At 60.6% G+C, this 15,725-nt stretch carries 11 protein-coding genes and 1 pseudogene; 9 read left to right on the top strand and 3 right to left on the bottom strand.

Features of this window, described 5'->3' with window-relative positions:
* Window positions 1-81 precede the first annotated feature (81 nt).
* The 5 genes from AB7245_RS24315 to AB7245_RS24295 all read left to right on the top strand — a co-directional run bounded on the left by AB7245_RS24315 (window position 82) and on the right by AB7245_RS24295 (window position 7,738).
* Window positions 82-1,077, top strand: a complete 996-nt coding sequence (locus AB7245_RS24315; protein WP_085404652.1) for a formylglycine-generating enzyme family protein — start codon at window positions 82-84, stop codon at window positions 1,075-1,077.
* Between the two features lie 126 nt (window positions 1,078-1,203).
* Window positions 1,204-2,874, top strand: coding sequence for an arylsulfatase (locus tag AB7245_RS24310; protein WP_085404653.1), 1,671 nt, complete (start codon window positions 1,204-1,206; stop codon window positions 2,872-2,874).
* Between the two features lie 232 nt (window positions 2,875-3,106).
* Window positions 3,107-4,753, top strand: coding sequence for an arylsulfatase (locus tag AB7245_RS24305; RefSeq protein ID WP_085404750.1), 1,647 nt, complete (start codon window positions 3,107-3,109; stop codon window positions 4,751-4,753).
* A 224-nt stretch (window positions 4,754-4,977) separates the two neighbouring features.
* Window positions 4,978-6,627: an arylsulfatase gene (locus AB7245_RS24300; protein WP_201266261.1), complete on the top strand. Its 1,650-nt coding sequence runs from the start codon at window positions 4,978-4,980 to the stop codon at window positions 6,625-6,627.
* Window positions 6,628-6,757: 130 nt separating this feature from the next.
* Window positions 6,758-7,738 (top strand): HAD family hydrolase, encoded by a 981-nt coding sequence (locus AB7245_RS24295; protein ID WP_434057412.1) that lies wholly within the window; start codon window positions 6,758-6,760, stop codon window positions 7,736-7,738.
* A 161-nt stretch (window positions 7,739-7,899) separates the two neighbouring features.
* Here the strand turns inward: AB7245_RS24295 and AB7245_RS24290 are convergent.
* Window positions 7,900-8,124: pseudogene (locus AB7245_RS24290) on the bottom strand (hypothetical protein); the annotation flags it as partial.
* 390 nt (window positions 8,125-8,514) lie between these two features.
* On the opposite strand from AB7245_RS24290, the gene AB7245_RS24285 reads away from it, so the two are divergent.
* The 3 genes from AB7245_RS24285 (at window position 8,515) to AB7245_RS24275 (ending at window position 10,726) form a co-directional block, all read left to right on the top strand.
* Complete coding sequence (locus tag AB7245_RS24285) at window positions 8,515-9,135, top strand: ParB-like protein (protein WP_439035044.1); 621 nt, start codon at window positions 8,515-8,517, stop codon at window positions 9,133-9,135.
* 115 nt (window positions 9,136-9,250) lie between these two features.
* The gene (locus tag AB7245_RS24280) at window positions 9,251-10,060 is read left to right on the top strand and encodes an MIP/aquaporin family protein (protein WP_085404656.1); all 810 of its coding nucleotides are present in this window, start codon (window positions 9,251-9,253) and stop codon (window positions 10,058-10,060) included.
* Between the two features lie 12 nt (window positions 10,061-10,072).
* Window positions 10,073-10,726 carry a MarC family protein gene (locus tag AB7245_RS24275; protein WP_063983123.1) on the top strand — a complete coding sequence of 218 codons (654 nt, stop codon included), beginning with the start codon at window positions 10,073-10,075 and terminating at the stop codon, window positions 10,724-10,726.
* A 206-nt stretch (window positions 10,727-10,932) separates the two neighbouring features.
* On the opposite strand, the gene AB7245_RS24270 is transcribed toward AB7245_RS24275, so the two are convergent.
* Window positions 10,933-12,456 carry an outer membrane protein gene (locus AB7245_RS24270; protein WP_245344251.1) on the bottom strand — a complete coding sequence of 508 codons (1,524 nt, stop codon included), beginning with the start codon at window positions 12,454-12,456 and terminating at the stop codon, window positions 10,933-10,935.
* A 736-nt stretch (window positions 12,457-13,192) separates the two neighbouring features.
* Here AB7245_RS24270 and AB7245_RS24265 point away from each other — a divergent pair.
* Window positions 13,193-14,314, top strand: a complete 1,122-nt coding sequence (locus AB7245_RS24265) for a SphA family protein (protein WP_245344252.1) — start codon at window positions 13,193-13,195, stop codon at window positions 14,312-14,314.
* A gap of 283 nt (window positions 14,315-14,597) precedes the next feature.
* Here the strand turns inward: AB7245_RS24265 and AB7245_RS24260 are convergent, their stop codons facing one another.
* Window positions 14,598-15,602, bottom strand: a complete 1,005-nt coding sequence (locus tag AB7245_RS24260) for an ATP-binding protein (protein ID WP_085404659.1) — start codon at window positions 15,600-15,602, stop codon at window positions 14,598-14,600.
* Window positions 15,603-15,725: the final 123 nt, after the last annotated feature.

Here is a 15,725-nt window from a genome sequence, read left to right as displayed (position 1 = left end):
TTTGATTTAGATCAACCTGGAAGCCTCGCGTTCCGTGTCCGTAGCAGCGCAGGCCAATGACGCACGGGTCCGGAGTTCGGCATGAAGCTGGCTGATACGAAATCGCCGCCTGATTCCGGACAATCGTACCAGCATCCAACAGGTGAGGGGATGCTGTTCGTGCCGGGTGGCACGTTTCACATGGGTTCGGATCGGCACTATCCGGAAGAAGCGCCGGTCCACCGTGTCACCGTGGATGCGTTCTGGATGGATTGCCATCCAGTGACCAACCGGCAATTCAAGGCGTTCGCCAAGGCTACCGGCCACGTCACCGTTGCCGAGATCGTGCCCGATCCAAAGGACTATCCGGGAATACTCCCGCACATGGTCTATGCGGGCTCGCTGATGTTCTCTCCGCCCTCGCATCCGGTCAGTCTCCGGGACTTCAGCCAGTGGTGGACCTTCGCCAAAGGCGCGAACTGGCGGCATCCCTACGGGCCGGGCAGCGACATCCGTGGGCTGGACGATCATCCCGTCGTGCATGTGGCCTTCAGCGATGCGCTCGCCTACGCAAAATGGGCCGGCAAGGATTTGCCAACCGAAGCGGAATGGGAGTTCGCGGCGCGCGGCGGACTGGACGGCGCCGAGTTCGCATGGGGAGATGAATTTGCGCCCGGGGGCCGTCACATGGCCAACACCTGGCAGGGCGAATTTCCACGCCAGAACACCAGGGACGACGGATACGAACGGACATCGCCGGTCACCGCATTTCCGCCGAACGGTTACGGGCTGCACGATATGATCGGCAACGTCTGGGAATGGACGTCCGACTGGTACTCGCCTCGGCATGAGGCCGACGCTGCAAAAGCCTGCTGCATTCCAGAGAACCCGCGCGGCGGCCGCGAGGCCGACAGCTACGACCCCAGAACGACCAACGTCAAGATTCCACGCAAGGTCATCAAAGGCGGCTCGCATTTGTGCGCGCCGAACTACTGCAGACGCTACCGGCCGGCTGCGCGGCATGCGGAGCCGATCGACACATCCACGAGTCACCTTGGATTTCGGTGCATCAGGCGAGGTGTCTCTAACGCATCATAATGGGAGAGCGAGGCCATGTTGAATTGCATATTCAATGACAAGCCACCCTTTGCCGCAATTCCACCGTTCAAGACGTCCCGTTGCCACAAGAGGTCCTGCGCCTCGCTGCTTGGCGCGACGATATTGATGTCGCTGTCCGGGGCAGCCAGCACGCCGGCGACCGCACAGCCGGCACCGAAACCCAATATCCTCTTCATCATGGGCGACGACATCGGCTGGATGCAGCCGAGCATCTACCACCGCGGCCTGATGGTCGGCGAAACGCCCAACATCGATCGCATCGGCAACGAAGGCGCGATCTTCATGCACTATTACGCCGAGCAGAGCTGCACGGCCGGTCGCAATGCCTTCTTCACCGGCATGAATCCGCTACGCACCGGCATGATCCCCCCGCAACTGCCCGGCAGCCCGTCCTATCTGCGGCCCGGCACCCCGGCGCTCGCCAAATTCCTGCTCGATCTCGGCTACAACACCGGCGAGTTCGGCAAGAACCATCTCGGCGATCACACCGACGCGCTGCCGACCGCGCACGGCTTCCAGGAATTCTGGGGCTACCTGTATCACCTCGATGCGATGCAGGGCGTGAGCTTCCCGGACATCAACAAGTCCCCCACCCAGCAGACGGTTGCCCCGCCCTGCAAGAATACGCCGATCCCCGGCATCCCGGAAGTACCGGGCGCGGTCGATCCGCAAACGACGGTTTGCCTGACGCCTCCGCGCAACGTGCTGGCGTGCAAGTCCGATGGTACAGGCAGGACTCAGCAGTGCGTCGATCAGGGCCCGCTGACACTCGAGCGATCGAAGGGTGTCGACGAGGAAATCTCGGCCAAGGTCATCGACTTCCTCGACCGCAACGATCCGAAGACGACGGGCAAGCCTTTCTTCGTCTGGTACAACCCTGCGCGCATGCACGTCACCACCGTGCTGAACGACAAGTACATGGCCATGGTCGGCGAACCCGGCGGCAAGGACTGGGGCGTCAACGAAGCCGGCATGAAGCAGATGGATGACAACATTGGCTATGTGCTGAAGAAGCTCCAGGACATGGGCCAACTCGACAACACGATTGTCGTGTTCACCACCGACAACGGCGCCGAGACGTTCACCTTCCCGGACGGCGGCACGACGCCGTTCAAGGGCTCGAAGATGACCACCTGGGAAGGCGGCATGCGCGCTCCCTGTGTCATTCGCTGGCCGGGCGTCATCAAGCCTGGAACGGTCAAGAACGACATCTTCGCGTCGCTCGACTGGCTGCCCACGCTTGTCAACATCGCCGGCGGAGCCAAGGGCGATGCGCTGAACAAGCGGATCATGGCCGGTGCCTATCCGGGCATCGTCAAGACCAGGCTCGATGGCGTCGACCAGACCGAGTACCTCTCGGGACGTTCGGAGAAGTCGGCGCGCGATACCTTCTTCTACTATTCCAGCAGCCACCCGTCGGCGGTGCGCTACAAGAATTGGAAGATGTATTTCGCGATCGCGCCCGAAACCGCGACGGGCTTCGTGCTCCCGGGAGTCCAGACCCAGTTCGTGGCCGGCATGATAAACCTCAAGCGCGATCCATTCGAGACGGGCTGGGGCGATGAGAAAAAGGCGGCTTTCTGGATGAGCGGCGCGCTCGCCGGGCCGGTCACGGCTTACATCTACGACTGGAACCTGCTGCCCATCGGCCAGATCCTGTGGCTGAAGGAGCTGGAAACCTACAAGGAGTTCCCCCCGCTTCAGGATCCGGCGAGCTACAACCTGGATCAGGTCATGGAACAGCTCAAGAAGGGTCAGGGGCACGCGAGCCAGTAGCTCGGATGCTTGCGGGTGATGCGGGCGCCCGACATAGGGCGCCCGCCAACGGAATAGCGAGCAAAGTGATCAAGGAGGCCGCGCCCGACCGGTCGGCACCTCCACAAGCCACGTCCGCTTCCGATGCATCAAGCGAACAGAGCCAATTGCATAACAACAGGAGGAGCACGTCATGAGTAGCAAGCTTCCGCCAGAAGAATCGCACGACGTTGCGCCGCAATCGGGCGGCGGAATGAAACGCCGCGATCTGCTGCTGAGCGGCAGTTCGCTTGTGGCCGCTTCGGCGCTCTCGGCCGTCGGGCTGACAACGCCGGCACACGCGCAGCAGCCGGCTCCAGCCCCCGCAGCGGCCGGCCAGCGGCCGAATATCGTCTTCATCATGGGTGACGACATCGGCTGGTTCAATATAGGTGCCTATCACCAGGGTATCATGGCGAGCCGGACACCAAACCTCGACAAGCTCGCCGCAGAAGGCATGCGCTTCACCGACTATTACGCCGAGGCGAGTTGCACGGCGGGCCGCGCCAATTTCATCACAGGCGAACTGCCAATCCGCACCGGGCTAACCACGGTCGGCCAGGCCGGCTCCCCGATCGGAATGCCGGCGCAGGCGCCGACGATCGCGACCGCATTGAAATCCATGGGGTACACCACGGGGCAGTTCGGCAAGAACCACCTCGGCGACCTCAACGAATTCCTGCCGACCATGCACGGCTTCGACGAGTTCTTCGGCTATCTGTACCACCTCGACGCGATGGAAGACCCGGCCCACCGCAACTACCCGCAAGCGCTCTTGGCCACCGTCGGTCCGCGCAATATGGTTCATTCCTGGGCGACCGACGTCGACGATCCGACGGTGCAGACGCGCTGGGGCAAGATCGGCAAGCAAAAGATCGAGGACTCCGGACCGCTTTATCCAAAGCGGATGGAGACGGTGGATGACGAAATCCTGAAGATTACGTTCGACTTCATCGACAAGGCCAAGCGGGACAACAAGCCGTTCTTCGTCTGGCTCAACCCGACGCGTATGCACGTCGTCACGCACCTCTCCGAGAAGTACGAGAACATGCGCAACTCCGACAACGGCTGGTCGGTTTCGGAGGGCGGATTCGCCCAACTGGACGATATCGTCGGCGCCGTCATGAAGAAGCTCAAGGACGAGGGCTTCGACGACAACACGATCGTCGCGTTCACGACCGACAACGGCGCGGAGAACTTTACCTGGCCTGATGGCGGACAGACGCCATTTGCGGGCGGCAAGGGAACGGCCCTGGAAGGTGGCTTCCGCGTGCCCTGCATGATCCGCTGGCCGGGCAAGGTGCCGGCGGGAAAGGTCGAGAACGGCATTATCTCCGGACTCGACTGGTTCCCGACCTTCGTCGCCGCCGCCGGCAATCCGAATATTGCCGACGAGTTGAGGAAAGGAAAGCAACTCGCCGGCAAGACCTACAAGGTCTACCTCGACGGGTTCAACCAGATGGACCTGATTACCGGAAAGGGCCCGTCTGCCCGCCACTCGGTCTTCTATTTCACTGAGGGCACACTGAGCGCGGTGCGCATCGACGACTTCAAATATCGCTTCACCGATCAGCCGAGCGGCTGGTTAGGCGGCACGGTCAAGGTTGATTGGCCGATCCTCACCAACATTCGGCTTGATCCGTTCGAACGCACGAACTTGCCCAACGGCGCGCAGGGGTCGTTGGCATTCTATAACTGGTTTGTTTTCGAGTTCTGGCGGTTCCAGTTCGTGCAGCAGGAGGTCGGCAAGCTCGCCCAGACGGCGATCGAGTTTCCGCCGATGCAGAAGGGCGCGAGCTTCAACCTCGAAGCCGTCAAGGAACAGATCGAGAAGGCCATGCAGTCGCACGCTGGCAAGTAGAATGTGCGGTGGGCGGGCGCTCCGCGTTGGGGCGCCCGCCCACGGAATAGCGAGCAAGTGATCAAAGAGGCCGCGTCGGGCCGGTCGCCACCTCCACAAGCCACGCCGGCTTCCGATGCGTCAAGCGAACAGAGCCAATTGCGTAACAACGGGAGGAGTACGTCATGAGCAATAAGCTTCCGCCTGGAGATTCCCACGACGCTACTCCGCAATCGGGCAACGGAATGAAACGCCGCGATCTTTTGCTGAGCGGGAGTTCTCTTGTCGCCGCTTCGGCACTCACCGCGGTCGGGCTAACAAGTTCTGCGCATGCGCAGCAACCAACACCGTCACCCGCGCCAGCCGGGCAGCGGCCGAACATCGTCTTCATCATGGGTGACGACATCGGCATGTGGAATATCGGCGCTTATCACCGCGGCCTGATGGCCGGCCGGACGCCCAATCTCGACAAGCTCGCCGCCGAAGGCATGCTGTTCACCGATTACTATGCCGAGGCGAGCTGCACGGCAGGTCGCGCCAACTTCATCACAGGTGAATTGCCAATCCGCACCGGCATGACCACGGTCGGCCAGGCCGGCGCTGCCATCGGCATACCCGCGCAGGCGGTGACGATTGCCACCGCGTTGAAAGGAATGGGCTACGCCACCGGCCAGTTTGGCAAGAACCACCTTGGCGACAAGAATGAATTCTTGCCGACGGTGCATGGCTTCGACGAGTTCTTCGGTTACCTCTATCACCTCGACGCCATGGAAGACCCCGCGCACCCGAATTACCCGCAGGACCTGCTGAACGTCGTCGGTCCGCGCAATATGCTCCATACATACGCGACCGCCGTGGACGACCCCACCGTGGATCCACGCTGGGGCAAGGTCGGCAAACAGCGGATCGAGGATGCCGGAACGCTTTATCCAAAGAGAATGGAAACCGTAGATGACGAAATTCGCGATCTTGCGCTGAAGTTCATCGAGAAGGCCAAGGCCGACAACAAGCCGTTCTTTCTATGGCTCAACCCGACCCGGATGCACATCGTCACGCATCTTTCACCAAAGTACGAGGGAACGCGCAACTCCAAGAACGGCTGGTCGATACATGAAGCCGGCATGGCGCAGCTCGATGACGACGTCGGCATGGTGATGCAGAAGCTCAAGGATATGGGCGTGGACGACAACACCATCGTGGTCTTCACCACCGACAACGGCACCGAGGTCTTCACCTGGCCTGATGGCGGGCAGACGCCTTTCGCGCAGAGCAAAGGCACCGTCATGGAAGGTGGCTTCCGCGTGCCCTGCATGATCCGTTGGCCGGGCAAGGTGCCGGCCGGCAAGGTCGAGAACGGCATCATTTCCGGTCTGGACTGGTTTCCGACCTTGCTGGCGGCCGCCGGCAACCCGAACATTGCAGAGGAGCTGCAGAAGGGCAAACAGATCGGTGACACGACCTATAAGTGCTATCTGGACGGCTATAACCAGATGGACATGATTACCGGCAAGGGGCCGTCGAACCGGCACGAAATCTTTTACTTCGGAGAGAGCGAACTCGGTGCCGTGCGCATCGACGACTTCAAGTATCGCTTCATCGACCAGCCAAAAGGCTGGCTCGGCGAAAAAACCAAGGTTGACGTGCCCTATTTGACCAATCTTCGCCTCGATCCATTCGAGCGCACGGGCTGGCCCGATAACGGGAGTAAAGAAGGCGCGCAGCAATACTTCGACTGGTTCAAATACGAATTCTGGCGCTTTGTATTTGTTCAGCAGCAGGTGGAAAAGCTGGCGATGACGGCGATCGAGTTTCCGCCGATGCAAAAGGGCGCGAGTTTCAACCTCGATGCCGTGAAGGCGAAAATCGAGGCGGCCCGGGCGGCGGTGGGCAAGTAGCGCCTGGCATCGACTGGTTTCATGGCGGGCGCACCGAACTCCTGTGCGCCCGCTTGGCAGCGGAAAGGAGTCGACCTTGAAACCGATCATCCGTTTTCCTGCTATCGATCGCCGCATCCTGCTCTCGTCACTGGCCGTCCTTCCCTTGCTCTCCGCCTCACTCCGCTCCACCTCCGCGCTGGCACAGGCCCGCGATCCACTCCCGTCCTGGAACGAGGGGGCGACCAAGGCTTCGATCCTCGATTTCGTCGCGCGGGTCACGACGCAAGGCGGGCCTTTCTTCGTGCCGGTCGAGCAGCGCATCGCGACCTTCGACAATGACGGCACACTATGGGTCGAGCAGCCGATGTATGTGCAACTGGCCTTCGCCCTCGACCGCGTGAAGGCCATGGCGCCAATGCATCCGGAATGGAAGACCACGCAGCCGTTCGCAGCAGTGCTGGACGGCGACCTGAAGGCGCTTGCGGCTTCAGGCGAAAAAGGATTGGTCGAAATCATCGCCGTGACACATGCCGGCATGACCACGGCAGAGTTCGAGAAGATTGTCACGGATTGGTTGGCGACCGCGCGCGATCCCCGCTTCAAGCGGCCGCATACTGAACTGGTCTACCAGCCGATGCTCGAACTGCTCGCTTATCTCCGAGCCAGCGGCTTCAAGACCTTCATCGCGTCGGGCGGCGGCATCGAATTCATGCGGCCCTGGACCGAGCGGATCTACGGAATACCTCCGGAGCAGGTGGTCGGATCGTCGATCAAAACCCGATTTGAGATCAAGGACGGTGCGCCAACGCTCTTCCGGCTGCCCGACATCAATTTCATCGACGACAAGGCGGGCAAGCCGATCGGCATCAACGAGCACATTGGCCGGCGTCCGATCGCCGCCTTCGGCAACTCCGACGGCGATCTCGAAATGCTGCAATGGACGACGCTCGGCGCCAGTGGCGCGCGGTTCGGCCTGATCGTCCACCATACCGATGCGGAACGTGAATATGCCTACGACCGCCAGTCGCATTTCGGGAAGCTCGATGTCGCTCTCGATGCCGCGGCCGTCAACAAGTGGGCGGTCGTCGACATGAAGAAGGACTGGAAGCGCGTCTTTGCCTTCGACTGATATCCTCTAAGGACCCATAAGTGCCATCTGGACGGCTATAGCCAGTGGACATGGTTACCGGCAGGAGGCACCCAACGCATTCCGGACTTCCACACCGACCATCTTTGTCGCCTGCGGCACCGCGTTCGAGGCGCGGACGTCCGCTGTTAACGCAAGGAGGACATCAGCAGGACGTTGGGCGCCCCCTTGGGCGGCACCACGGTCGGTGGCCAATAGGGTTTGGAATCCTTGGCATCCATATTGATCGTTCCGCCGAACGGCGCGGGCGGGTTTGGGAGATATTTGCCGTCTATCGTCGTCGTGGCGCTGGATGAGCCCGGCGTTCCCGAGATCTGCTGGGCGAAGGTCGGACCAATTGTGAGAGAGCCAGAACGGAGGTCGACCATACCAATGCGCGCATGGTGGGAGTGATGTTCATGGTCAGACTCCCTCGAATTGACTATTCGAAGCTAAACCTGCGAACAGCATGCGCCATACGCTTCAGGATGGCCGCATCGTCATCGACCACAATCACGAAGCGCCATCATGTCCGTGTAGCCCCGGTACGGGCGTGCGCCAAGAGTCTTGGCCGACCGTTGATCCAGATCAATGGAATAGTCCACCGTGAGCACAACGAAGGGTCGTTGTTATAAAGGCGGGCTTTGCCGACGGGCGCTGAGAATGTCCGGTGATCGGGACGGACCGGACGCGGCTGGCCTCGCGGTCGGTTGCTGACGAGGCGACGACGTCTTCTAAAAGCGAACATTTTCGGACTAGTGATCAAAGAAGTCTGCACGATGTCGGACCGTGAACCCATTCTCAAGCCAGTTGCGATCGCAGACCTGCGCCCGACCCAGATGACGGTCGGCATTCGGGAGGTCAAGGAGAAGCGCAAGCGCTGGCGCGACGAGAGCAAAGAGAAAGGAGCCGAGTTCTTGGGCAAGCACATGATCCCGGTCGTGCTTGGCCCGAAGGACCGCCACTACGTCATCGATCATCACCACCTGGCGCGTGCGCTCCATGAAGAAGGGGTCGAAGAGGTATTGGTTACCGTGGTGAAAAACCTCAGGACGCTGGAGCCCGATTCGTTCTGGTTCGTCCTGGACAATCAAAGCTGGATGCATTCGTACGACGACGAGGGCCGTCTGCGCCCTTACAAGGATTTGCCGAAGACCTTGGCCGGGCTTATTGACGATCCGTTCCGCTCGTTGGCGGGCGAACTGCGGCGCGCCGGCGGGTACGCCAAGGACACGACGCCGTTCAGCGAGTTCTTGTGGGCGGATTTTTTGCGTCGACAGGTCAAGCGCAAAACCGTTGAGACCCGCTTCGAGGAAGCCCTCGAGCAAGCCCTGCAATTGGCCCAAAAAGAGGAGGCGAGCTACCTGCCCGGCTGGTGTGGTCCCGTCTTGGAGGATTGAAGGCATGCTTATCCAGCGCGCGAAATCCGCAAGCGCGCCGATGACCCGACGAGCCGTGCAGGCTTGGTGCGAGAGGCTAACGGACAGCGGCATCGACCAGAGGAAAGAGTAGCTCATGGCGCAAACAGAGGCCGACAGAACACTGAGCCATCTGGATCACGAGCTTGTCGCGTCGCTAAACGACTTCCACGATCCGAACCAAGAGTGGCGCCGCCTCTTCTCGGAGCTGCTCGGAACGTTCTTCCTCGTCCTCGTGGCCGCCGGTGGCGGCATGATGGGGCAGGCCTTTCCCGGCACGATCAGCCGTGCCGCTGCGGTCGTCGCACCCGGTCTGATGGTGATGGCGATCATCCTCTTCATGGGCAGGGTGTCCGGCGCTCATCTCAATCCCGCGGTCAGTATCGCGTTCTCGGTGCGTGGCGACTTCCCATGGCGTCGCGTACCGGGATATATCGTCGTGCAGTTGATCGGGGCGACGCTCGCGGCACTGTTCCTGCACGCCGTGATCAACGTGTCGGCCAGCTACGGGTCGAACTATCCCGCGTCGGGATACTCCGCGTCCGATGCGTTCCTGATGGAGGCCGTGCTGACCCTCGGTCTCGTCAGTGTCATTCTCGGCACGGCGTCAGGCGCTCAGAACATCGGGATCATCGGCGCGATCGGCGTCGGCGCGTACATCGCACTCGCCGGGCTGTGGGGGAGCCCTATCTCGGGAGCGTCGATGAACCCAGCGCGCACGTTCGGCCCGAACTTGATCGCGACCGACTTCACGAGCTACTGGGTGTATGTCGCAGGTCCACTCGTGGGTGCAGTTCTCGCAGTGGGTGCAGCATGGGTGCTCCGCGGTGCCGGCGGCGGCCGCGCAGGCTCAGGTGCGGCACAGGGGAGCCTTTTCACCGAAGTCGAGCACCCGGAGAAGGGGTGAGGCGCAGGCATAATGGGTCATGAACTCTCGCTGTTCGTGGGTACGTTCGCGACTTTGCTCGCGATAATAAATCCGTTCGAGGTCCTGCCGGTCTATCTGAAGATGCTGGAAGGCAAGGACGCCGCCACACATCGCAAGGTGGCATGGAAAGCTTGCCTCTATGCGCTGCTTCTATCTCTCTTTTTCTTGATCTTCGGAACGCTGATCCTACGCTTGTTCGGCGTGCCGCTGAGCATGGTCCGCATCGTCGGCGGGATCATCCTGATGAAGATCGGCTTTGAACTATTTTCACCATCCGCTTCCGGTGGCGTGATTCCGGCCAGCGGCGCGGATCAGAGCGGTAACATAGCTTTCGTGCCGCTTGCGATGCCGCTCATGTGCGGACCAGGCGCTATCGCCACCATCCTCGGCATGACTGCCACGATTAAGCGATCATCAGCGGAACTGGCCTCCTTCGTAGCGATCGTCGCGGCTATTTTCGCGACGATGGTCGTCACCTACCTGTGTCTGGCATATGCCGGGAAACTTTTCGACAAGCTCGGCGCAATGGGGATCGATGCTATCACCCGAATAGTTGGCTTCTTCGTCTCTGCGATGGGCGTTGCGCTGATCTTCGACGGTATCATCGAGGCATTGCAGACGCATGGTGTGACGATTCTGCGTTGAACTAGCTGTTGGTGGCGCCACGCAAATTCCGGGGCGATCTTGACCTCGGATGTATTCTGCCAATCGGAGATTTGTTCTGAACCGAACCGAGTCCGAGGTGGACCGTATTACGCGGCGTCGGGAAGTTGTCCGCCCACAGTACAAAGGACGCGATCATCCACTTCGGACACCGAGACACAAGTCTCGTTGCGCGCCAGGTTGCCGTGTCAATTAACCGGGAACAGCAACGCGACAGTAGTTCGCAGGGACCAGGCCGGAGCGCCAGTCGGACGTATCACGTTGTAATAGGCTTGAATCGATGCGTTGATCGGTTGATCACCCACTCTGAAAACCCGACCGATGCCGCCGCCGACCGGCACTGTCCACCGCTCCCCCGACGCCGCGAGCCAATCCGCGGTGATGATGGGTGACGTGTTCAGGTACCAGCCGTGCGCCATGTTGTAGTTGGCGAAGGGCTGGGCGAGGAAGGCGTTGACGGGCGGTCGCAGTGGATTGCCGCCGACCGACCACTGGTTATTGAGCAATACACCGATCACCCAATGTGGCGGCGTGACCACTAACACGGCCGTTGGGCCGAACAAGAATTTACCGGTCCCGAGGATGGGATCGTTTGCGGACGGAACGGTGAAGACTGGTCCCACGCCCCAGATCAGCGGCCCGGGATGCACGGGGGACACAAACAACGATTGAGTAATGTCGCCAATCCCGTTGGTGCTACTGTCGAAGAACGGACTTGGCTGGCTCACCAACGGAATGATGGTACGTGAGATCACGTTCCAGTCATCGTTTAAATGCATGGGCACGACGGGTTGAATGTTGAGTACTTCCTGGGTGCGATTGAAGGGTCCGGTATTGAAATTGGTGTTGCTCTGAAACGGCACGCTGACCAAATCCGCGATCGGGTTTTGTGATTTCTTCTGTAGATCTTCGTCGTCTGAAGGCTCGTGGGAATGCTTCGGCGCCTCGGCCTCCGCGGGAAGGCCGCTTTCGAATTTATAATTGATGCCAGCTTTGACCATTTGAAGGTCGCGGTTCAAAGCGACCGAGGGGACGGTGGGAGAACGCCAGTTCGATAGCCCAAGATAATCGTATTCGAGTTTGACGGTCCAATGCGACTTGAAGCCGTATTCGATGCCAGCGCCCGCCAACCAGCCGGTGTTCGTGCTGGTCCCGTTCCAAGCGGCGCCGGGGAGGTTCAAAGTAGCGCTGCTGTTGACCCAGCCGCCGCCAAGCTTGGCGAATACGAGCCATCGATCATCCACGAGGCCGACACGGCCCGCTACGGTGCCGATCCAGTGCTGATCTACAAAGGCTAATGTCGGAGCAGGAAAGACCGGATGACCGAAGCCGGCTCCATCGAACTCACCTTCGACACCAAACAGAAAGTGGCCGGCCTGGAAGTTATAGCCCGCCTGCACGCCTCCAACGAATTCGGTCAGGCCGCCATACAGATTGTTGCCGGGAATGTTCAGGCTGCCGTTGGACCATCCTCCACCGAAGTTGGCACCAACATAAAACCCTCCCCAATTATACAATGGTGCTACGATTGGTGCTTTGTATATCGGAGCTTTGACGGGCAGGTCGGACGCAAGAGCGGGTCCGCTCAACAATCCTGCCGCGATGCAAATGAGGAAAACTTTCTGCACCGTCGCCTCCTCAAGGTCGGCCACAACTCGCAAACATATGACCAAGAAGGTCTCTGACCAATCAACTTGTTTGATCTGGATCAAGCCTAGCTTGCTATGTCGATGCAGGTGACATTTCGGTCACAACGAAATTGAGGATCTTCGTGCCGCTTCGTGTTCTTTAAGTGAACATTGTTGTCTGACTTTGCGATCGTCTCCTGTTTGAGAACGCGCTGGGCGATCTGGCAGTGATGCATTGGAATTTGTGCCCATGGCGGTCATCAGCACCGCAATAGAAGTTTCGGCTAGCGAGGAGGTTGCTGCGTAGCCGGCTTCCCCACGCTTTGGCCGTACAGGGCCTTGGCGTAATCGCTTCTGGCGTGAGCATCGACGGCATCCTCGAAGACTGACGCTAGAACGACGCCGACGAGCGTGAGCTTGAGGTTCATCGTCTGGCAACTTTGCTCTTGGTCACACTCGATTACCAATAAGCAGTCGCGAGGCTCAATATGCGACCTAACAACGGCTGGCATCGCGTTGCAGCAAGAGACGCCGGCGAACGGCGATGCGAGCTTTTTTTCTCACTCGTTGGTGGGGGTCCGAAAACAGAATCGGTGGCACAAACTGCATACCCAACATTTCCAGCTATGAGAGGGTTGCAGTAGATCTGCCGTGGCGCCCGATCGGACTTGGGTTACCGAATGTGGCTCTTTGGTCGCAGCATTGATCTTTCTTGCGATAGATCTATCCCCGTTGAATTTTACATGATGAGCCCCGATCGCCTCGGGGGTACGCTGTCGCCGGATTGTATTCGGAGGTAACACATCTTACGAGGCACGACATGACAGTGAGCATTGCACTGGCGGCGGCGGAGCAGAGTGAGCGATCGAAATCAGCACGTCGACGCAGACTTGGCGTTGCTGCATTCGTCTTGACGTCCGCGATCATTGGTTTTTCCCATTGTGCGTTGGCCGATGAAGGCGGCGTCAGCTTCTGGGTCCCCGGTTTCTTTGGAAGTCTGGCGGCCGCGCCGCAGCAGCCGGGTTGGTCGCTGGCAAACATCTACTATCACACCTCTGTCTCCGCCGGCGCCGACGTCGCGCGTGCGCGCGAGTTCACGCTCAACAGGGTTCCGGCCAATGTTACCCTCGACGCAAAACTGAATTTGAACGTCAACGCCACGGGCGATCTTGGCTTTGTGATCCCAACCTATGTATTCGCGACGCCGGTTCTCGGCGGCCAGGCGTCGGTGTCCCTGTTAGCAGCCTACGGCGTCGTCGGCACCAGCCTGGCAGGCACCTTGTCAGGCGTGCTCACGGGCCCTCTCGGCAACAACGTCCCCTTCGCGCGGTCCGACACCATCAGCGACACCACATGGGGCTTTGGGGATGTCGCGCCGGTATTCCAATTGCGCTGGAACGCCGGGGTCCACAACTACATGACCTATATCATGGGCGACATCCCGGTTGGCGCTTACCAATCCGATCGCCTGTCGAATATAGGCATCGGACACAGCGCGATCGACGTCGGCGGCGGCTACACCTATTTCAATCCGCAGACCGGCCACGAATTCTCCGGCGTGCTCGGCTTCACCTACAATTTCAAGAACACTGCAACGCAGTATCAGAATGGCGTCGACATGCACTTCGACTGGGGTGCATCGCAATTCCTGTCGAAGCAGGTCATGGTTGGCCTCGTGGGCTATGTCTACAAGGAACTCGGCTGCGACAGCGGTTCAGGTGACCGTGTCGGCTGCTTCCAGTCCCAAGTGGTCGGCATCGGCCCCCAGATTGGATTCCTGTTTCCGGTCGGCGACATGCAGGGCTATCTCAATTTGAAAGCTTACGGCGAGTTCGCTGCGGAAAACCGGCCATCAGGCTGGAATACCTGGGTCACCTTCTCTATCTCGCCGCCCGCGCCCGGAGCACCTCCGACGACAAAGCCCATCGTCAGAAAATACTAGCAGCAATCAAGCTGCGGCTGTCAGTTTGCTGATCATTCTTTGCAACACGCGGGCAACCGGTGGCACCTGGTCCCCGTCGAAGCTCGTTCCGGTGACCACCACCGAGGCCGTAGTGCCGGCGCGTAGCAAGCGTCGCCTTCGCGCGCGATTCCTTTGCGATCTCGCCCGCCGCGCCTGAAAGTACCGTCACGCCGACCCGGCACATGGTGACGAAGCGAGGCACGCGCCCTTGACCCTCCGCCTTCGGGGAAGGGCGGCACGTAGCCGGGTTGCGATCCGACCGCTAATTCACCGTCAGTTTCACGCCGAGCCGCCCCGCAAGCTCCTGCACGAACTGCCAGGCGACGCGGCCCGAGCGGGAGCCGCGCGTGGTCGACCATTCCAGCGCCTCGCGCTCCAGCGCCTCGTCATCGACCTCAATGCCGAAATGGCTGCAATAGCCCCGCACCATGGCGAGATATTCGTCCTGGCTGCAGCGGTGGAAGCCGAGCCACAGGCCGAAGCGATCCGACAACGAGACCTTCTCCTCGACCGCTTCGCCGGGATTGATCGCGGTCGAACGCTCGTTCTCGATCATCTCGCGCGCTAGCAGATGACGGCGGTTGGAGGTGGCGTAGAGGATGACGTTCTCGGGGCGGCCCTCGATGCCGCCTTCGAGCACCGCCTTGAGCGACTTGTAGGACGCATCATTGCCGTCGAAGGAGAGGTCGTCGCAGAACACGATGAAGTAGAAGGACGAGGCGCGCAGCTGTTCCATCAGCGCGGGCAGGCTCTCGATGTCCTCGCGGTGGATCTCGATCAGCTTCAGCTTGTCGGCCGGTTTGCGCTCCGCGTTGATGCTGGCATGCGCCGCCTTCACCAGCGACGACTTGCCCATGCCGCGCGCGCCCCAGAGCAGGGCATTGTTGGCCGGCAGGCCGTTGGCGAAACGCTCAGTGTTCTCCATCAGGATGTCGCGCATCCGGTCGACGCCCTTCAGCAGGAACAGCTCGACGCGGCTGACCCGCGGCACCGCAGCGAGGCGGCCGTCCGGGTGCCAGACATAGGCGTCCGCCCGCTCGAACGACTCGCGTTCGACGGCCGGCTTGCCCTGGGCGGCGAGGTGCGCCGCGATCGTCTCCAGCGCGCGGACGATGCGGTCCTGGGAGAGGTCCGGGGCTGCCTTGGCGACTGCCTTGTCAACTGCCTTGGGGGTTGCCTTGGGACGTTTTGCCGCGACGCGGGCTGGCATCCTGGCAGGGGTACGGGGGCCTTTGCCGGCCGGGCTTTTGCTTGGTTTTTTGGGCATGTCCGAAGTTCCTGAGAATGCAGCCTTATCGGGCCTGAGGGCGCGCCGCAAGATGGCCAAATCGACGGTCTGGCAGCGTTGCAATTGGGGCAATGGCCGCTATAGTCCGCGCGAATTTGACCG

Source organism: Bradyrhizobium sp. 604_D8_N2_3, assembly GCF_051810765.1.
Lineage (GTDB): Bacteria > Pseudomonadota > Alphaproteobacteria > Rhizobiales > Xanthobacteraceae > Bradyrhizobium > Bradyrhizobium barranii.
Note: the sequence above shows the minus strand (reverse complement) of the source record. Positions and strands in the feature narration are given on the sequence as shown.

Coding starts and splice junctions, on each gene's coding strand:
- AB7245_RS24315 (WP_085404652.1), top strand. CDS start 82: ATGAAGCTGGCTGATACGAAATCGCCGCCTGATTCCGGACAATCGTAC.
- AB7245_RS24310 (WP_085404653.1), top strand. CDS start 1,204: ATGTCGCTGTCCGGGGCAGCCAGCACGCCGGCGACCGCACAGCCGGCA.
- AB7245_RS24305 (WP_085404750.1), top strand. CDS start 3,107: ATGAAACGCCGCGATCTGCTGCTGAGCGGCAGTTCGCTTGTGGCCGCT.
- AB7245_RS24300 (WP_201266261.1), top strand. CDS start 4,978: ATGAAACGCCGCGATCTTTTGCTGAGCGGGAGTTCTCTTGTCGCCGCT.
- AB7245_RS24285 (WP_439035044.1), top strand. CDS start 8,515: ATGTCGGACCGTGAACCCATTCTCAAGCCAGTTGCGATCGCAGACCTG.
- AB7245_RS24280 (WP_085404656.1), top strand. CDS start 9,251: ATGGCGCAAACAGAGGCCGACAGAACACTGAGCCATCTGGATCACGAG.
- AB7245_RS24275 (WP_063983123.1), top strand. CDS start 10,073: ATGGGTCATGAACTCTCGCTGTTCGTGGGTACGTTCGCGACTTTGCTC.
- AB7245_RS24265 (WP_245344252.1), top strand. CDS start 13,193: ATGACAGTGAGCATTGCACTGGCGGCGGCGGAGCAGAGTGAGCGATCG.
- AB7245_RS24260 (WP_085404659.1), bottom strand. CDS start 15,602: ATGCCCAAAAAACCAAGCAAAAGCCCGGCCGGCAAAGGCCCCCGTACC.